Source organism: Dinoroseobacter sp. PD6 (assembly GCF_028807315.1).
Classification (GTDB): domain Bacteria; phylum Pseudomonadota; class Alphaproteobacteria; order Rhodobacterales; family Rhodobacteraceae; genus Dinoroseobacter; species Dinoroseobacter shibae.
In genome coordinates, this window is the sequence record NZ_JARAMN010000009.1 from 111,021 (window position 1) to 128,425 (window position 17,405).

The window sequence follows — 17,405 nt, forward strand, 5'->3', positions numbered from 1 at the left end:
CGCGACGCAGGGCGCGTGGCAGATCAGAGGACGTAGCGGCTGAGATCGGTATCGCGAGTCAGCGCGCCGAGATTGGCCTCGACAAACTCCGCATCCACGGTGATCTCGTCGCCGGAGCGGTCCGGAGCGGCGAAGCTGAGTTCCTCGAACACCCGTTCCATCACTGTATAGAGCCGCCGCGCGCCGATGTTCTCCACCGATTGGTTCACCTCCGCTGCGATGCGCGCAAGCGCTGCGATGCCATCCTCGGCGAAGGTGACAGTGACGGATTCCGTGCCCATCAGCGCGGTGTATTGCAGTGTCAGAGCATTGTCGGTCTCGGTCAGGATACGGACGAAATCCTGTTCGGTCAGGGGACGCAACTCGACCCGGATGGGCAGGCGCCCCTGAAGTTCCGGCAGCAGGTCCGAAGGTTTGGCGATGTGGAACGCACCCGAGGCGATGAAGAGCACATGATCGGTTTTCACAGGACCGTACTTGGTGCTGACGGTCGTGCCCTCGATCAGGGGCAACAGGTCACGCTGTACGCCTTCGCGGCTTACATCAGCGCCACGGGCGTCGGAGCGAGCGCAGACCTTGTCGATCTCGTCGAGGAAGACAATGCCGTTCTGTTCCACCGCTGTGACGGCACTGCGATTGACCGCTTCATCGTCCAGCAGTTTGTCTGCCTCTTCGCTGATCAAGACCTCGTAGCTCTGTGCCACAGTCAGCTTCTTGCGCACGGTGCGCCCACCAAACGCCTTGCCGAACAGCTCACCCAGATCCATGCCGCCGCCCATGGGGTTCATGCCGGGCTGGCCGGGAATTTCGAACATGCTCATCGGGTTGGAAGTATCTGCCACCTCCAGCTCGATCACCGTATCGTCCAGTTCCCCGGCCTTCAGCTTCTTGCGGAACATCTCGCGGGTGGCTTCGCGGGCGTCTGAACCCGCGATGGCTTCGATCACACGCTCTTCAGCGGCCTGATGGGCGTTCGCCTTCACCTCTTCGCGCATGTGATCGCGAGTCATGGTGATGGCGTTCTCGACGAGGTCGCGGATGATCTGTTCCACGTCACGGCCGACATAGCCGACTTCGGTGAACTTGGTGGCTTCGACCTTGATGAACGGCGCGCGTGCCAGTTTCGCCAAGCGGCGGCTGATCTCGGTCTTGCCGACGCCGGTCGGGCCGATCATCAGAATATTTTTGGGATAAACCTCTTCGCGCAGGTCATCCGACAGCTGTTTGCGGCGCCAGCGGTTGCGCAGGGCAACGGCCACAGCCCGTTTGGCATCCTTCTGCCCGATGATGAACCGATCAAGTTCGGACACGATTTCGCGGGGGGTCAGGTCGGTCACGAGCGGTCTCCTGCGCTTGTCTTGGGGGCTAGGTAAAGGCGCGGCGTGAAAACAAGCCGCGTTGCGGGTCAGGCGTCGATCGCTTCGACAGTCAGGTTTCCGTTGGTGTAGACACAGATATCGGCCGCGATCTGCATTGCCTTGCGGGCAATCGTTTCGGCGTCGAAATCCGCCTCCATCAGGCCACGGGCGGCCGCAAGGGCGAAATTTCCGCCAGAGCCGATGGCGGCGATGTCATGCTCCGGCTCCAGGACATCGCCCGCCCCTGTAATCACCAGAAGAAGGTTTCCATCGGTCACGATCAGCATCGCTTCGAGCTTTTGCAGGTACTTGTCGGTGCGCCAGTCCTTGGCCAGCTCCACCGCCGCGCGCTGCAACTGCCCGGGGGTCGCTTCGAGCTTGGCTTCCAGCCGTTCCAGCAGGGTGAAGGCATCGGCGGTCGAGCCTGCGAAACCCGCAACGACCTCGTGCCCGCCTGGGGTCAGGCGGCGCACCTTGCGGGCGGTTCCCTTGATGACGGTCTGGCCAAGGCTGACCTGCCCGTCGCCGGCGACCACAACCTTGCCGTTCTTCTTGACGCCGATGATGGTGGTGCCGTGCCAGCCGGGGAAGGATGTCTCAGTCATGGGGCCTCCGTAATCTGGGCCATATATGCGGGTCCGGGCGCGGTTTCGCAACGGGCCAAGCAAAAGGGCGCCCGAAGGCGCCCGTTCCGGTGCGTGTGAGGCAGAATCAGAGTGACTCTTCGATCCAGCTTTGCAGGGCGGCTTTCGGGGCGGCGCCGACCTTGTTCGACACGACCTCGCCGTTCTTGAACAGGAACAGCGCAGGAATACCGCGCACCCCCATCTGTGCGGGTGCGTTCGGGTTCTCGTCCACGTTGAGCTTGGCGATCTTCACCTTGCCGTCGAACGTCACGCTCAGTTCTTCGAGCGCCGGGCCGATCTGCTTGCAGGGGCCGCACCATTCCGCCCAGAAATCCACCACCACGGGGATGTCGGATTTCGTGACTTCGGTGTCGAAGGTTTCGTCGGTTACGGCAACGGTTGCCATGGCTATGGCCCTCCTTGGGGGATGCATGTGTCAGCCCCGGAACCTATGAACCGGGCCAGGAAAGGTCAAGCTGGCGGCGTCCTTTGTAACGCCGCAATCACCAAACCGTGGGGCAAGGGCATGAGAGTCGCGGTTCGGGTCCAGAGGATCGCTGTCTCGATGGACATATCCGGATAGATCGCGGCGAGAGCTTCGGCATAAGCGCCCATCTGGCGCAGCAGGCCTTCGGGGGTGTCTTCTGGGTGCGCAGGGACGGCCTGGTTGCTTTTGAAGTCGACGGCGACGATACGCTCCGGTCCAATGATGAGACGATCGACTGTCCCAAGGATCTGTGCGCCATTCAGGCCGGGCAGGGGCGCGGTCAGGCTGACCTCGGCAAGCGTGTCCGGAGCGAAAAGCGGCTCTAAAGCGGGGTTTTCGAGGACGCCGCGCGCTTCCGCCAGAAGGTCTGCGACAGTCTCGGGGTTGTCCTCCGCTCCCAGAAGGCGCGGCGCGAGGCTTGCCCAACTTTCCGGTGGATGATCCGGCAGATGCTCCAGAAGCAGGTGAATCTGCTTACCACGTCTTTGGGCCGCATCCTTGTCGAGGCCATCGATTGCATTCTCGATCACTTTCGCCCCACCGAGATCGGAGGGTGCACGGGTGGTGCGCCGTTCAGGCATCGGAGGCATTGGTGCGAAGGCGGGCTGTTGTGGACTATGGGCCGTATGGAGGGGCATGGGGGAAGGGGCATCGGGGGGCCAGACCCCTTGCTCAAGCCGCAAGCCGGTCCCGGTCGGAAACTCCACCTCGTGGGGCGTCTGTGCCTCGATACCCTCGGTCACCATGGCGTGCCAGCTGTCCGTGCCGGTCCCGGTCTCCCCCGCGGCGGCCACGATCAGCCAGCTCTCGGCGCGGGTCATGGCGACATAAAGCAGGCGCATCCGCTCTTCGGTGTCGCGCAGTGCAATCTCCTCGGCGCGAGGCTTTATAACTTCGGGGCGCGTTTCCTTGTTTCCGGCCCACACCAAGGGGCCATCTTCAAGCGGGAGCAGCTTGCTGCGAGTGTTGGTATTGGACGGTTTTGCACAATCGGGCATGATGACGATAGGGGCTTCCAGTCCCTTGGCACCGTGGACTGTCATCACCCGGATCTCGTCCCGACGGGCGTCTATCTGACGTTTAATGCTCATGTCGTCCTGCCGGAACCATGCCACGAAGCCGCTCAGGCTGGGTATTTCGGTCTGCTCGTATTGCAGGGCTTGGTCGAGCAGGACGTCGATGCCTTCCTCGGCTTCCTCGCCCAGCCGCGCAATTAGCCGTTCGCGCCCGCCATGGCGGGTAAGCACCCGTTCAAGCAGGTCGTATGGGCGCAGGAAATCAGCCTGATCCCTGACATCCTGCAGGAAAGCGCGGGTTTCACCGTGCGCGTCGCTGTCGCGCAAAGCCGCCCAGAGGAAGCGGTTTCGGTTCGGCTGTGCGAGGACGTGCAGCTCGCGCTGGGTCCAGCCGCAGAGTGGGGAACGCAGCACGCAGGCCAACGCCATGCTATCCTCCGGCGTCGCGGCAAAGGCCAGCAGTGCCATCAAATCCTGCACCGCCAGTTCCGCCCCCACACGCAGCCGGTCCGAACCCGCGATTGGCAAGCGTTCGGTCTTGCAGGCGCGGATCAACTCGTGGAAGATCTCGGACCGTTTTTGCACCAGAACCAGAAAATCGCCGGGCGTGATCGGGCGAGTCTCGCCCTTGGCGGAGGTGATCTGCGTGCCGCTCTCAAGCAGGCGTCTGATCTCTGCCGCAATCTTGCGGGCCAGTACGTGACGCGGATCGTCCGCGGCGATCTTGTCCACCGGGTCGGTCCAGTTTTGGGGCGTCTGTTTTTCGGCCTTCGCCAACGCAGGCCACAGGTCGACCCGCCCCGGCAGGGCTTCGTGAAACGCGATGTGTTCCGACCCGCCGCCGAGGCCCTGGTGCTGGAACCGAGAGAAGGTCTCGTCCACATGACGCAGTACGGCCCTCGACGATCGGAACGAAAACAGCAGCAGCCGTTCCTGCAACGGCGTGCCGACCTGGGCCAGCTCGGTGCCGAAATGCTGGCGCATCCGGTCAAACCCGGCGGGATCGGCGCCTTGGAATGAATAGATCGATTGTTTCTGGTCCCCGACCACGAAAATGGTGCGCAAGACATTGGTGCGCGCGCCCTGACCGGCGGTGAATTCGCGCGTCAGCAGGCGAATGACATCCCATTGCACGGGCGAGGTGTCCTGCGCTTCGTCCACCAGCATATGGTCGATCCCGCCATCAAGTCGGAAGAGAACCCATTGCGCCACCCCCGGATCGGTCAGAAGCGTCTTGGCGCGCAGGATCAGATCGTCGAAATCCAACCAACCACGCGCGTCCTTGCCCGCCTGGTAGGCCTTCAGGAACACGTTGGCGAAGTTGTGGACGATCCGGGTCTGCGCCGCGATTTCCAACGCCAGACGAGGCTGTCGCGCTTCGGCGACACGACACATCAGGTCGTTCAGCGCGCCCATGTCGGCGCCGAGCGCGGTCCGCGTGGCTTTCGTCGGGAAGGCGTCGGTCTTGGGCGCGAAAGGGCCGGCCTTGGCCGTCGCACCATAGAGTAGCAAGCCCTCCAGAACCTCGAACCACGTTGTATCCGGCGCACGGTCTGCAAGTTCTTGCAGCTTTGCCGCGGCTTTGGCATCGGTTGAACTGCCGGTGGCGCAGGCTTTCGCGACACGCCCGATCAAGTCGCGATCCTTGGCTTGAAAGGTGCGGTCCGCGAGCGCTGTGATGCTATCCCCTGGAGCCAATCCAAGGGTCTTTTCGATAATGCCTTGGGCGGGCTGGCTTGTGAGCGCCTCGCGGTGGCTCAGAAGTTCTTTCATGAGCTCCGGCAAGTTCGTCTCGTCCACGCTCTGCGCGAGGGCAAAGAGGCTGTCGCGACCCGGTCCCTCGGCCATCTGGCGCAGCACAGCCCGTTGCAACTCGGCCTCGGCGCGACTGTCCATTTCGGTGAATTGCGGCGACACGCCAGCTTCCATCGGAAAACGGCGCAAAAGGCTGGCGCAGAAGGAGTGGATCGTCTGGATCTTCAGTCCGCCCGGGGTCTCGATCGCTCGGGCAAAGAGCGTGCGGGCGCTGCGGCAACGCGCTGCCGTGATCTCGACCTGCAGCAGGCCCAGCTCGGCCAGTCGCCGCCGCAGGTCGCCATCATCCAGCATCGACCAACCTCCGAGCGTGCGGAAGAGCCGGTTCTGCATCTCGCTCGCGGCGGCTTTCGTATAGGTCAGGCAGAGAATGCGTTCCGGAGGTACGTCTTCGAGCAGCAGTCGCGCCACCCGGTCGGTGAGAACCTTGGTCTTGCCCGAGCCCGCATTGGCCGACAGCCAAACCGACGAAGTCGGGTCCGCAGCGGCGATTTGCGCGCGCGTTGCGTCGTTCGGGGCCGGGGCAGTCATGGCATTTCCTCCGAAACGGGCGTGTCGCTTTGATCCCATTCGCCGAACCGGCTCAGGTGGTCGTAATCCGAGACGTATTTCATGTCGCGAGGCATCCGGCGCGCCGTGAAGCCGCGTTCTCCGGACAGAAAATCGTCCATGATTTTGGCGAACTCATCCCTTGCGCGCCCGACATCCCCGGGCTCGAAGGTAAGGGCGCGGATCTTGAGGTCCTTGTTGATCTGCAGATAGGCGATTTCGGAAACGGTCAGGGGCGGCAGGTCTTCGAACCTGCCTGCCTCGGCGATCACCGCTTCGAGGTGGAGCTGTTTGGTAAACGCCTCCACTTCTTTCTCACCAGGGACAGTTCCGGTCTTGTAGTCGTAGATGATGGCGGTCCCATCCGGGGCGATGTCGATCCGGTCCGCCTCGCAGGTGAGGCGTACACCGGAGGCCAGCGTCAACTCTCCGCGCCGTTCCAGGGCGGCGGGGGTCGCTCGCCTAAGGCGGGCGACTTCTGCCTCTGCCAGTTGGGTGGCATAGCTTTCGAACCGGGCGCGCCATTGGGTTCTGACCTCGGGCCAAGGGACGTGTTCATCCAGCACACGGGCCGCGATCTGCCGCAGCAGGGTCGCGGTCATCTCGGTGCCCGCCATCACCTGTGACAGAGCCGTTTCCAGTACTTTGTGCAGGACCGTGCCGCGTAGGGCCGCGTCGGCAGGGCGGTCCAGCGGATCGAGAGGGCGCAGGCCCAGAACCGTGCCACAATAGATCTCGAACGGGTCGCGGATGAGAGTTTCGACACGAGAGGCCGAAATGCGCGGCGGGAACTGCCCCGGCGCCGGGATCGGTGAAGGTCGCTTCGCAAGAGGCATCACGGCGGCGGGTCGGTCGAGGCCACGCGCCCGGGTGACGATGGCAGCACCCCGTGTGCGCATTCCCGCAAGGGCTGCGCGGCTCTCATCGCTCAACCCGTCGAGCAGATTGGTGATCCGGTTCAACCAGCGGGATGGCACGGTTTCCGCTTCGCTGTCGCGGGTGGCGCGCGTCAGAATCACTTCCCGTGCGCCCATCGCTTGCTGAAAGTCATGGGCCGACAAGCCGACCTGACGCTCAGGCACCAAGAGCCCCGCCTCGTGACGCATCTTGCGGTTCATCCAGGGGTCAGGATCGGGCCGCTTGGGCCAAATCCCGTCGTTGAGACCGGCGAGGATAACGACATCCGCGCCTTGAACGCGCGCCTCTAGCGTGCCCCATATCATGATCCGGGGGTCGGGCCGGACCGGATCGCGCACTTCTTCCTGCGCCAGCATGCGGGCCAGCAGGGCTGCGAAATCACCGGACGCGAACGAGCCCCCATGGGCCGCTTCGAGTGCCAGGGCATCCAGAACGGCTTTGGCTTTCTCCCCTGCGGTTTTGTCCCACAGGCCCCCGGCGCCTTCGGCGCCAGGTCCTGCCGCAAGCCGTTCTGATGCATTGCGATGAACCGTGGCCAGCGTGTCGAGCGGGGCGTCTTCGAGTGTGGTGAGGGGTCCCACCGTGGCGAGCACCCAGTCCATCCAGGCCGCGCGCGCGGGATCGGCGGGACTGTCCGTGCGAGACGGGGAGGATGCCGCCCAGGCCCGCAGGCGGGCCTCGGACAGTTCCACGAAGGGGGCTTTTCGCAGATGAAGCTCCAAATCGCGGCTGTGGCGCAGGTGGTCACCGCGGTCCGGGCGTTCGGAATGGGTCAGTGGATGCTTGAGCAGGATCAGAAGCGCGCTGGCAGACAGCTCCGCACCCATCATTGCCGCCACATGAGACAGGAAGCGCCCCGGCGCCGACAGGACCAGCGGGCGACCGGCGCTGTCATCTGGTTCGATCCGCCATCGGTCCAGTGCCGCGGTGACCTGGCGTGTCAGACCTCGGTCCGGTGTGATAAGGGCCGCGCGTTTGCCCGCAGCGGCCGAGTCGCGCAGAGCGACGGCGATGCTCAGTGCTTCCTCACGCTGAGAGGCGGCTTCGATCAATGTGGTATTTGCAAGCGCTTCGGGCAGGTCGCGCAAATCCGGCCCCTCGGCGCGCCATTGGTCCGTAACGGGTGCAGGCCGCAGCGCGAGGGAGACGAGGCGATTGCGTCCGGGTGCGGGGGACGCGGTATCGGTCCAAAGGGGCAGACTTGCGGGGTCAAGATCGAGCGCCTGCAAAAGGCGGGCGAAGCGAAACTGCGGATGATCTTCGCCGATCAGCGCATCGCTCATCTCTGCCCAGACCTTTGGGGGCTGATCCGTGTCGAACCCGGGCAAAAGCAGCGCGCCTTGGGGCAGACGGGCCACCGCTGTCATCAACAGGGCCGTGGTGCCCCGCGATCCGGTGGATCCGGCGATCAGGATCGGATGCCGGGGCGGGGTATCCTGCCATTGAGCGATCTTGCGCAGGACCGCTGCCCGTTGCCGTCCCTCCGGTCCGACGGCGCCGCTGCTATCCTTGAGGAAGGGCCCGATGATGGAGATGAACGCAAGCGCCCGCTGCCAATGAGCCGAAAGGTCCTCGACATCAAGCGCGGCCAATTGCTGGAGGGATACTCCCTCGCCCTCGCACTCTTCCAGAAGGCTGACGAGACTGATGGTCAGGTCGAGTGCCGCGCTCCGGGGGGCCAGGTCCGGTGTCGTTTCCAGTAGGCCGAGCACCAGCCTGCGCAGATCGAGCATACGCCGCAGCGGCGAAAGGGTTGCCGGGGCCCTGTCGGTCCCGGCTTCGGCCCCCAGGTCGGTGATCAGCCGGATCTTCGGCAAGAAGCCCGCGCGCCCGCGATCGCTCAGCACCTCTTGCAGCCGTCGCTGCATTCGTCCCGTGTTGACCAGGATTTCCACCTGACCAAGTGCATGGGGTGGCTGCGACCCGAGCCGTTCGAGCAGTCCGGCCACAGTCTCTGCCGGGAAATCGAGTCCGATGGGTACACCGAATACACGGGGGCTGTCCTGGGCGGGGAAAAGTTGGATCATGTGTGTGTCTTCAACAGGATTTCGGCGGTCTCGATGCCCATGGGCGTGCCGACATCGGCCCAGTGACCGGAAAAAACCGCACCGTACAAGCGGCCCTCCACGGCGTACTTGTCCCAGAGCAGGTTGAGGGAGAATGCCTTTTGCTTGATGTCAGACAGACCTGCGGGATCGATGATTTGCGCGCCGGAATAAACCCAAGGTCCTCCACGGCTCAGGCGCCCTTCGGGGCCGAGGGCAAAATTGCCTGGCCCGGTATAGCCCAGGGCGCGGGCGCGTGGCAGCAGCAGCAGAAGCGCGGCCATATCTTGCGGGCGCCAGGCGGCACTGAGCTGCCTTAGCGCACTGTGGTCGGTCCAGACCGCGTCGGAATTCAGGGTGAAGACCGGGCCTTCGCCGAGGAGGGGCAATGCCTTGCGCAGTCCGCCGCCGGTTTCAAGTAGCGCGGCACGCTCGTCACTGATGCGGATACCCGGGCGGTCGGCGAGATGGGCTGCGATCTGGTCGCCCAGATGGTGAATGTTCACTACCTTGCGGGGGATTTCTGCCGCCTCGGCGAGCGCGAGGGCGTGGTCGAGCAAGGGCTTTCCTGAGACTTCGATCAGTGGTTTGGGCCGCTTATCGGTCAGGGGCGCCATTCGGGTGCCGCGCCCGGCGGCGAACACCATCACAGCGCTGGGCATGAACCCGCCCGTGCCTTGAGATCGTCCAAATGGGCTGTGGATGGCTCGGGCAAAATCGCGTGGGTCGTATCCGCGAGCCTGCGCAGGGCCGGGTGGTCGAGGTTACCCTGCAACTGCCCCCAGACGCGGGGGATCAGGTCCACGTATCGCGGCTTGTCGAAATGCAGCGACAGCCGCGCGAACACGCCGAGGATGCGCAAGGCGCGCTGGGCGCCCAGGACCGCGAAGGCCTGTGTGAACGCGGCGCGATCCGCGGCGAACCAGGACCAGCAATCCGCGCTCAGCCGGGCCACCAGATCGGGATCGAGGTCACGGCGTGCGTCTTGGAGAAGGGAGGCCGCGTCATAGACAGGGTGGCCGAGGCCCGCGTCCTGGAAATCCAGAAGCCCCACGCGACGCAGGCCGGTCTCTTCCGGGTACCAGATCAGGTTTTCGGCATGATAGTCGCGCAGCACAGGCACGTGGCGTGACCAGTCCAGCGTCGCGAGCGCCTCTTCCATTACCTTACGAAGCCTGACTGCGGCGTCAGGATCGCCCGCATACCAGGTTGCAGCGAGGCCCGCCGCCTGCGCCATCTCGGCCCGCCCATAGCCCGGAAGCTCGGGGGCGGGGTGGTCGTGGAGTGTTTTCAGGGCTCGTAATGCCTCGGTATAATAGAGGTGTTGCAGGTCTGGATCGCGCTCGAATTCCCTTGCAAAGAGCCTGTCCCCGAGATCCTCCAGCAAGAGAAATCCCCTGGTGCGATCTTCGCCGAGGATAGCGGGCGGGTGCAGGCCGATAACCGACAGGTGCCGGGCGATCCGCAGGAACGGATCTGTGCTTTCACCGTGGTCCGGTGGCGCATTCATCAGAACCGCGCGTTTGCCGTGTGTCTCCACTCGGTCATAACTGCGCAGAGACGCATCGCCCGCCAGTGGCGTCACCTTTGCCTGCGCCCAGCCGATCTGCGCTAGGAAGCGGTCCTTTTCCGCCTGCCGCCTCATGCGGCCAGATCCAGACAGGGGTTGATGCGACGTGACCATTCTGCTCCGAAGGCGGTGAGGGTCATGTCGCGTTGCAACGGGGTCGCGTCCGGGATGCGCAGGTCAATCACCAGCGCATTCGGCGGTATCTGGTTGCCCAATCGATCCGGCCACTCAATGAGGGTGATTGCATCACGGAAAGCTTCTTCCAGCCCGAGCGCTAGGACCTCCTCGGGGTCCGTGAGGCGGTAGAGGTCACAATGCCACAGGTCCACGTTCCCAAGGGCATAGGTCTGCACAAGCGTGAACGTGGGAGAGGGTACGTCCTCCATAACACCGATAGCGGCAAGGCGTGTCTGGATGATGGCGCGGCTGAGCACAGTTTTGCCGGCGCCGATCTCCCCGACAAGCAGAAGTGCATCGCCCGGTTGCAAGACCGGCGCGAGACAAGCTCCGAAGGCGCGCAGACTGTCTTCGCTGGTCAGGGTCAGTCGGGCGAGGGCTTCGGGTTCCATGGCTCCGTTGTACCGGATGATGCAAGGCTCGCAAGCCTTTGCGCCGCAGGGCCCGGGGGTCACGCGGTTTGGGCGATCTCGGTCTTGGCGGGCTGGAACTCCGGCACGGCTTCGAGGGTCTTGAACCCTACCAGGGTCATGCCTTGGGCGAGCGGCGCCACCCGGCAGCGCAGGATCGTGCCGCCATCTTGAAGACGGGCGTAATCTTCCCAATCGGCGCGGCCCTGGCTTGTGGTGGCGAAGTCGCGAATGTCACCCCAGATCGGGTTGGGTTGGCACGATTGCTGCCAATGGCGCGTGGCATCCACGATACTTACCGGCATCAGTCCGTCATTCTCGGAGACATCCCAAAGCTCGGAATAGGCCTTGTTTGACAGCACCAGCGTGCCGTTTTCCGAGAACACCGCGATTGCCTCTTCCAGCGTGTCGAGCGCGGTCTGCCCCAGCTCGATCTCGGAACGGAATCGCCGTGTGAGGGAGACTTCCGAGGAAATATCCTCGAAGGTCAGGGCGATTCCGCCGTCGTGATGGGGGCGGCCGAGAATGCGGTAGTTCTGGCCCGTGGGCAACGCCCAGGTTTCCTCGAACGTACCGGAAGAGGCGGCCTTTTCCAGCCCGGTAAGCCGGTTGCGCCATTCCTTGTAGTCCTTCGGTTCGGGCAGCATGTTCTTGTCGCGCAGCCGGTCGAGCACTTCGGACAGTCCCGGCCGCGCGCTGAGCCATTCGGGCTCAAGGGTGGTCAGGTCGGTGAGTGCCGGGTTGAACAGCACCAGCTGGCGCCGTTTGTCGAAGATCGCGAGCCCCACCTGCAGATGGGCAAAGGTGCTGGTCAGGGTCTGGACGAAGTTGCGGAGGGAAACCTCGGCCTTCACGGTCATGTCGATCGGCGTGGCGGAATAGAGAATTTCGTCCTGAACGCGGAAGCCCTGCACCTCGAACCAGCGCTTCTCGCAATCCTCCATGTCGATCGAGATACGGCGGTGTCCAGGGGTGTCCGGATGGGCGAGGGATTTCTGTTTGAACAGGTGGGGCATGGGCCAGCGCCCCGCGCGGTCCGGATGGAGCTTCTCGGTCAGGTCGATATAGGGTTTGTTGGCCCAGGTCAGGGCGCCATCCTTGTCCTGCCGCCAAAGGATCAGGGGAATGTGTTCGACCGTGGCGCGCAGCTGCGCGAGTTCTCGGCGCTGGGCGGTGATCTGGTCTGCGCTCGGCCCGTCGAGATCGGTCCGGACGGGCAGTGTAGGACCGGGCCCTTGGGCAAAGTCCCGGTTTGAAAGTGTGTTGAGCGCATACAGCGCCAGTGCCGCGGTCAGAAACGCAACCGCGAGAAGCGTCGCCAAGAGCGTGAAGTCCATGCCAGCCATTGCACAATCTGCTTATGTTTTTTCTCAAATTGGCCGGGAAAGGTTAATACCCGCTTAAACCTGAATCGGTTGGTTCAATCCGAGTGGCTGGCTTTCTTCGAGATCGGGCAGGGCGATCTGCTCCCGTGGCCAGATGGCCTCGACAATCGCGCCCCCGCGGACCGGACGTTCTTCGCGGGGCAGGAACGGGTCGGAGCCATTGGCGAAGCTGAGCTCGGCCCCGGTGCGTTCCAGCAGCGTCTTGGCGATGAACAGGCCCAGGCCCATGCCCTCGTATCCCGGACGTCGGCTATCGGTTTGGGTTTTGCGCTTGCGCACGAACGGGTCACCTATTCGACCCAGCAAATGGGTGGGATAGCCTTCGCCATCGTCGATAATCCGTACAAGGATCACGTCGTCGGTCCAGTGAAGATCGATCCAGACATTGGCCTCGGCGAAATCCACGGCGTTCTGAACCAGGTTGCGGATACCGTGGATGATCTCAGGCTGGCGCTGGATGATGGGTTGCTGGTTGCTGCCGCCGGGGGCAGGGGAGATGTCGAAATGCAGGGTCTTGCCGCGTTGGGCGTGGGGGTCGGCGGCCTCCCGTACGACGGCGGCCAGCGGTGCGGTTTTAAGATGCAGGTCATCCTTTCCCGCCCGTCCCATGGACCGCAGGATGTCACGGCATCGATCTGCCTGATCGCGGATCAGCTCTGCGTCTTCGCGCAGGATCGGGTCTTCGAGTTCTTCGGCAAGCTCCTGGCTGACGAGTTTGATCGTGGCCAGTGGGGTTCCGAGCTCATGGGCGGCGGCGGCCACCACACCGCCGAGATCGGTCAGCTTCTGTTCCCGCGCCAGTGCCATCTGGGTAGCGAGCAGCGCTTCCGACATGGAATTCGTCTCGCCGGTGACGCGGTAGGCATAAGCGCCGAGAAACATCACACCGATCACGATGGCGCACCAGAACCCGAAGACGAGCACATCGGGCATCCGCAGGATGAAGCCCTGCTCGGTGCGCAGGGGCACATGGAGGAAGGCAACCAGCGTGATCAGGACGATCGCGACTGCGCCCAGCAACATGGTAGAACGCAGGCGAAGGGTAGCCGCCGAAATGGTGACCGGGGCGAGGATCAGAAGCGCGAAGGGGTTGTTCAGCCCCCCAGTGAGGTAAAGCAGGAATGCCAGCTGCGAGACATCGAAGAGCAGGGTGAGCATCGCCTCGTTTTCGGATAGCCGCTTGTTCTCCGGATACACGAACATGGCGATCGTGTTGGCGATGAACGACGCACCGATCGCCAGATAAAGAAGGCCGTAGTTCAGTGTGAGATTCAAAATTTGGGAGGCCACGGCGATCGTCACGATCTGCCCGGTAATGGCCAGCCAACGCAACAGGATCAGCGTCCGCAAGCGCACCCATGTGCTGCGGTCCTTTGGAACTACGGGCGGCGCAGCGCTGTCTGTCATGCTCTCGGTCGAAATGTCACAGGCATCTGGACTTCGACCATAGTGTGTCCCCACCTACAAATACAACCAGAGTCGATTGGATGGCATACAGGGAGAAGAGCCATGAAGCTGTACGGTGCCACGGCGATTGCGCTGGTCACGGCCATGATCGGCGGGACCGTCTACATGGCGTTTTTCAACTCGCCTGACGACCCGTTGGCGCAATGCCGCGGCGGTGTTGTCGCGACGGGCAGCGCGTCTATTGGGGGGCCGTTCGAGCTGGTCTCTGAAACCGGCGAGACCGTTACCGAAGCCGAGGTTCTGACGCGCCCATCCCTGGTCTATTTCGGCTACACCTTTTGTCCAGATGTGTGCCCGATGGACGTGGCGCGCAACGCTGAGGCCGTCGACTTGCTGCAGGAGCGGGGCTATGATGTGCAACCGGTCTTCATCTCAGTCGACCCGGACCGGGATACACCGGAGGTTGTGGAGTGGTTCACCGACGCCATGCATCCCGATATGCTGGGGCTGACCGGATCGCCGGAGCAGGTAGCGGCGGCGTCACGCGCCTACAAGACCTATTACCGCAAGCAGGAAGGCGACGAAGAGTATTATCTCGTCGACCACTCTACTTTCACGTATCTGATGCTTCCGGGCAGTGGATTTGCCGATTTTTTCAGACGCGAAGACTCCCCCACGCAGATAGCAGAACGGGTCGCCTGCTTTCTGGAGCACTCAACCTGAGGTCGACATTTGACCACGGGACAAAATGCCACTACAGAAATATTAATTGACGCGATTGGTACGTTTGACGGTCAGGGGGACAGATGACTGAGCAACCCGCACGCGATATCGGCCCGGATGCATCACTGCTCCTTGTGGATGACGATGAACCGTTTCTGCGCCGCCTTGCGCGCGCCATGGAAAAGCGCGGCTTCGAGCCGGAAATGGCGGGATCCGTGGCGGCTGGGAAGGCCATCGCAACCGCCCGCCCGCCCGCCTACGCCGTGGTTGACCTGCGATTGGATGATGGAAATGGTCTCGATGTGGTCGAGGTACTTCGCGAAAGGCGCCCCGATGCGCGAATTGTTGTTCTGACCGGTTATGGGGCGATTGCGACTGCAGTGGCGGCCGTGAAGATCGGAGCGACGGACTACCTGTCCAAGCCCGCCGACGCCAATGACATCACGGCGGCCTTGCTCGCCCGTCCCGACGAGTTGCCGCCGCCGCCGGAGAACCCCATGAGTGCCGACCGGGTGCGGTGGGAGCATATTCAGCGGGTCTATGAATTGTGCGACCGAAACGTTTCCGAAACGGCGCGTCGGCTCAACATGCATCGCCGGACACTGCAACGTATCCTGGCAAAGCGATCCCCGCGCTGAAATTTTCTTGTTAAGACGGACAGGGCCCGCTGCAGCGGGCCTTTTTCGTTCTTGGTGCCGTCATGTGTCTTGGTCCGCTGATCTCATGACAAGAGGAAGGCATATTCAGGCGCGGGTTATCCGGTCTGCGCGAGAAGCGTCTCATGACGCTGCGTATACGCACGCCGTACTTCAACTGGTGGCCGGAGATGCAAGGCGAGGCCGTCCAGCACACCTTCTTTCGGTTTGCCGAAGAACTTCGTGGCTTCACTCTCCGAAAACCCCGCGATCTTGACCGCTTCCAGCCAGGCGCTGACTCGATCCGCCCGCTTGATCGCGGCCTTCACCGTTTTCGGCAAGAGCGCGGGCAGGCCGAAGCGCAGATGGATCGCTGCGGTCAAACGCTCGTCCAGCGCGCCGTAGCCCGGGCCGACAGCCGCCTTCACCGGTGAGATCATGTCGCCAATGACGTATTCCGGTGCGTCGTGCAGCAGCGCAGCCAAGCGCCACTTTGCCGGCGCATCAGGCACCAGTCGCCCGTAGAGCGTTTCTACCAGAAGCGAATGCTCCGCTACCGAATAGGGGTACTCGCCCCAGGTCTGCCCGTTCCAGCGGGCTACGAAGGCAAGCCCATGGGCGATATCGTCGATCTCGATATCCATCGGTGTGGGGTCGAGCAGGTCGAGCCTGCGTCCCGAAAGCATCCGCTGCCAAGCGCGTGGAGGTTTTGCCATTTTGATCGCCATTCCAGTGGCCGTTTCGCGCCCGTCCTACGGTGCAAATCGGCCAAGCTCAATCGTAGGTTCGGGCAAAGAGTGCCGCTCTCGTGGATACAATCACATCTCAGAGTTCTGCATTGTTCCTATCGATACAGGGAAATTAATTAGTTTTTGATATAAATTTCAATGATCTGTGCATCCCTTGCGCGCTCCCTGCAATCTGGAACCGGTGTTTGGGCGCATGCATTAACGGCCCGGAGGGTGTGATGGTTCGATCTTGTATCTTGTTCCTTTTTCTTTCGGTGTCGGCGGCTGCTCAAACACCGCCGTCCTGCATGTTTGCCGAGGAACTCGATGCCAGCCTGATCGACTGGTATGGCGAACGAGCCGTCTCGGAGTCCGGGGATGGGACTTGGGTTCTCTGGCGCAATTTCGTCAGCGAGACCTGGACGCTCGTGAAATACCTCGACAACAGTCTGGCTTGCGTTGCAGCCCATGGGACGTCGTCGCGCGATCTGGGCGCAGCGCCCGAGGCGCTCGCGCTCGATCTGCGTTGAGCGGTGCCGGGATCAGCTTGGGTCGATCAGGGTAAAGTCATCTGCGAAGCGTGCGAGATATGCGCTCATCTTCTTGCGGGACAAGCCATGCTTGATCAGCGATTTGATAAGCCTGCGCGGATCATTGATGGGCGAGTTTGCAGGTCGTTCAACGGTCCTTTCCGGAAACTGTTCTGCGAGAAAATCCCCGTAGGCCCGGGTGATGGACTTCGAAAACCGTCCGGAAGTGTCTGACCAAGGCTTGTTAGGACCAATGAAGTGCAGGATGCGCGCGTCTTCGGACAGTGCGAAAATCCATGACGCCCAAGTGAATTGCCAGTTCCAGCGCGGGGACATTTCGGCCCAATTGCCGCTCGTCACCGCGTTCAGAAGGGTTTGGTCGTGGCGTGCCAGCCGCCCCGCTTGGCTAGTGCCCAGATCCAGCGCCTTCGCAAGTATGTCCTGTTCGTTCAAGCGGGCAGTATCCATCAGCAGAACACCGGCATTAAAATACGGCCCCGCAGGTAAATTCAGGGTGACGAGATCTTCGGGCTTGCGTCCGGATGTGCGCCATTGAGAGTTGTCACGCACTGCAGCAAGGGGCTTGCCCCGCATATCCGTAGAGAGAAGGACATGCAGGCCATCGCGCAAGGCAAATACATCTGAGTCCATGTAGAGGATGCGCTCGTAATCGTGGCCCAAAGCCCCGGGCAGGGCCAGCCGAAGATATGTGCTGCCGGTTCGGCGCGCGTCGAGCGCCAATCTCTCGAAGCATCCCCCCGTGTCGATCTCAACATACCGAATTCCGATCGCTGGAAAACCGTGTGGCAAGGACAAGGGACCTGTGTGTGCAATCACCAGATCGAAGCATCGGTCTGGATGCAGCCGGTGTATCTGGAGCGCAGCGAAGAGCGCGAAAGGCAGATAGCCTTCATCGCTGCAAAAGCAGACAGCATGTTCATGCCGGGCGCATTGGCTTGATGCGGTTACTCGCGGGCCGGGTATCGCGTTCATGCCTCGTAACGGTTTTGCCAATGACCTCTCAGC

At 62.7% G+C, this 17,405-nt stretch carries 15 protein-coding genes; 3 read left to right on the top strand and 12 right to left on the bottom strand.

Annotated features, from left to right (window positions below; translation table 11 throughout):
• Window positions 1–23 precede the first annotated feature (23 nt).
• From hslU to regB, 10 genes are all read right to left on the bottom strand, one after another.
• On the bottom strand, window positions 24–1,337 hold the full coding sequence (gene hslU / locus PVW48_RS15200) for an ATP-dependent protease ATPase subunit HslU (RefSeq protein ID WP_274581939.1): 1,314 nt from the start codon (window positions 1,335–1,337) through the stop codon (window positions 24–26).
• A 68-nt stretch (window positions 1,338–1,405) separates the two neighbouring features.
• Complete coding sequence (gene hslV / locus PVW48_RS15205) at window positions 1,406–1,963, bottom strand: ATP-dependent protease subunit HslV (RefSeq protein WP_274581940.1); 558 nt, start codon at window positions 1,961–1,963, stop codon at window positions 1,406–1,408.
• Window positions 1,964–2,069: 106 nt separating this feature from the next.
• The gene (trxA, locus tag PVW48_RS15210) at window positions 2,070–2,390 is read right to left on the bottom strand and encodes a thioredoxin (protein WP_274581941.1); all 321 of its coding nucleotides are present in this window, start codon (window positions 2,388–2,390) and stop codon (window positions 2,070–2,072) included.
• 65 nt (window positions 2,391–2,455) lie between these two features.
• Window positions 2,456–5,833, bottom strand: a complete 3,378-nt coding sequence (gene addA, locus PVW48_RS15215; RefSeq protein ID WP_274581942.1) for a double-strand break repair helicase AddA — start codon at window positions 5,831–5,833, stop codon at window positions 2,456–2,458.
• The gene (addB, locus tag PVW48_RS15220) at window positions 5,830–8,796 is read right to left on the bottom strand and encodes a double-strand break repair protein AddB (RefSeq protein ID WP_274581943.1); all 2,967 of its coding nucleotides are present in this window, start codon (window positions 8,794–8,796) and stop codon (window positions 5,830–5,832) included. Before addB ends, addA begins: the two co-directional genes overlap by 4 nt.
• Window positions 8,793–9,476 (bottom strand): nucleotidyltransferase family protein, encoded by a 684-nt coding sequence (locus tag PVW48_RS15225; RefSeq protein ID WP_274581944.1) that lies wholly within the window; start codon window positions 9,474–9,476, stop codon window positions 8,793–8,795. Before PVW48_RS15225 ends, addB begins: the two co-directional genes overlap by 4 nt.
• Window positions 9,461–10,459 carry an aminoglycoside phosphotransferase family protein gene (locus tag PVW48_RS15230; protein WP_274581945.1) on the bottom strand — a complete coding sequence of 333 codons (999 nt, stop codon included), beginning with the start codon at window positions 10,457–10,459 and terminating at the stop codon, window positions 9,461–9,463. The genes PVW48_RS15225 and PVW48_RS15230 overlap by 16 nt, the downstream gene beginning before the upstream one ends.
• A complete protein-coding gene (gene tsaE, locus PVW48_RS15235; RefSeq protein WP_274581946.1) occupies window positions 10,456–10,953 on the bottom strand; it encodes a tRNA (adenosine(37)-N6)-threonylcarbamoyltransferase complex ATPase subunit type 1 TsaE in 498 nt (165 codons plus the stop codon). Before tsaE ends, PVW48_RS15230 begins: the two co-directional genes overlap by 4 nt.
• A 59-nt stretch (window positions 10,954–11,012) precedes the next feature.
• Window positions 11,013–12,308 carry a PAS-domain containing protein gene (locus PVW48_RS15240; RefSeq protein WP_274581947.1) on the bottom strand — a complete coding sequence of 432 codons (1,296 nt, stop codon included), beginning with the start codon at window positions 12,306–12,308 and terminating at the stop codon, window positions 11,013–11,015.
• A 63-nt stretch (window positions 12,309–12,371) separates the two neighbouring features.
• Entirely contained in the window at window positions 12,372–13,763 is a 1,392-nt protein-coding gene (gene regB / locus PVW48_RS15245; protein WP_012180089.1) for a sensor histidine kinase RegB, read from the bottom strand.
• A 102-nt stretch (window positions 13,764–13,865) separates the two neighbouring features.
• On the opposite strand from regB, the gene PVW48_RS15250 reads away from it, so the two are divergent.
• Window positions 13,866–14,486, top strand: a complete 621-nt coding sequence (locus tag PVW48_RS15250) for an SCO family protein (RefSeq protein ID WP_274581948.1) — start codon at window positions 13,866–13,868, stop codon at window positions 14,484–14,486.
• Window positions 14,487–14,569: 83 nt separating this feature from the next.
• Entirely contained in the window at window positions 14,570–15,124 is a 555-nt protein-coding gene (locus tag PVW48_RS15255) for an ActR/PrrA/RegA family redox response regulator transcription factor (RefSeq protein ID WP_012180087.1), read from the top strand.
• A gap of 116 nt (window positions 15,125–15,240) precedes the next feature.
• On the opposite strand, the gene PVW48_RS15260 is transcribed toward PVW48_RS15255, so the two are convergent.
• A complete protein-coding gene (locus PVW48_RS15260; RefSeq protein ID WP_012180086.1) occupies window positions 15,241–15,849 on the bottom strand; it encodes an HD domain-containing protein in 609 nt (202 codons plus the stop codon).
• Window positions 15,850–16,157: 308 nt separating this feature from the next.
• Here PVW48_RS15260 and PVW48_RS15265 point away from each other — a divergent pair, with 308 nt between their 5' ends.
• Window positions 16,158–16,379 (top strand): S-adenosyl-L-homocysteine hydrolase, encoded by a 222-nt coding sequence (locus PVW48_RS15265; RefSeq protein ID WP_274581949.1) that lies wholly within the window; start codon window positions 16,158–16,160, stop codon window positions 16,377–16,379.
• Between the two features lie 12 nt (window positions 16,380–16,391).
• Here PVW48_RS15265 and PVW48_RS15270 read toward each other — a convergent pair whose 3' ends face one another.
• Window positions 16,392–17,372, bottom strand: a complete 981-nt coding sequence (locus PVW48_RS15270) for a glycosyltransferase family 8 protein (RefSeq protein WP_274581950.1) — start codon at window positions 17,370–17,372, stop codon at window positions 16,392–16,394.
• Between the last annotated feature and the right edge of the window lie 33 nt (window positions 17,373–17,405).

Excerpts from the sequence above, each read along its gene's own strand:
- PVW48_RS15240 (WP_274581947.1), bottom strand. The coding sequence starts at position 12,308 with ATGGACTTCACGCTCTTGGCGACGCTTCTCGCGGTTGCGTTTCTGACC.
- hslV (WP_274581940.1), bottom strand. The coding sequence starts at position 1,963 with ATGACTGAGACATCCTTCCCCGGCTGGCACGGCACCACCATCATCGGC.
- PVW48_RS15225 (WP_274581944.1), bottom strand. The coding sequence starts at position 9,476 with ATGCCCAGCGCTGTGATGGTGTTCGCCGCCGGGCGCGGCACCCGAATG.
- PVW48_RS15230 (WP_274581945.1), bottom strand. The coding sequence starts at position 10,459 with ATGAGGCGGCAGGCGGAAAAGGACCGCTTCCTAGCGCAGATCGGCTGG.
- PVW48_RS15265 (WP_274581949.1), top strand. The coding sequence starts at position 16,158 with ATGTTTGCCGAGGAACTCGATGCCAGCCTGATCGACTGGTATGGCGAA.
- trxA (WP_274581941.1), bottom strand. The coding sequence starts at position 2,390 with ATGGCAACCGTTGCCGTAACCGACGAAACCTTCGACACCGAAGTCACG.
- addB (WP_274581943.1), bottom strand. The coding sequence starts at position 8,796 with ATGATCCAACTTTTCCCCGCCCAGGACAGCCCCCGTGTATTCGGTGTA.
- PVW48_RS15255 (WP_012180087.1), top strand. The coding sequence starts at position 14,570 with ATGACTGAGCAACCCGCACGCGATATCGGCCCGGATGCATCACTGCTC.
- regB (WP_012180089.1), bottom strand. The coding sequence starts at position 13,763 with ATGACAGACAGCGCTGCGCCGCCCGTAGTTCCAAAGGACCGCAGCACA.
- PVW48_RS15270 (WP_274581950.1), bottom strand. The coding sequence starts at position 17,372 with ATGAACGCGATACCCGGCCCGCGAGTAACCGCATCAAGCCAATGCGCC.
- addA (WP_274581942.1), bottom strand. The coding sequence starts at position 5,833 with ATGACTGCCCCGGCCCCGAACGACGCAACGCGCGCGCAAATCGCCGCT.
- tsaE (WP_274581946.1), bottom strand. The coding sequence starts at position 10,953 with ATGGAACCCGAAGCCCTCGCCCGACTGACCCTGACCAGCGAAGACAGT.
- PVW48_RS15250 (WP_274581948.1), top strand. The coding sequence starts at position 13,866 with ATGAAGCTGTACGGTGCCACGGCGATTGCGCTGGTCACGGCCATGATC.
- PVW48_RS15260 (WP_012180086.1), bottom strand. The coding sequence starts at position 15,849 with ATGGCGATCAAAATGGCAAAACCTCCACGCGCTTGGCAGCGGATGCTT.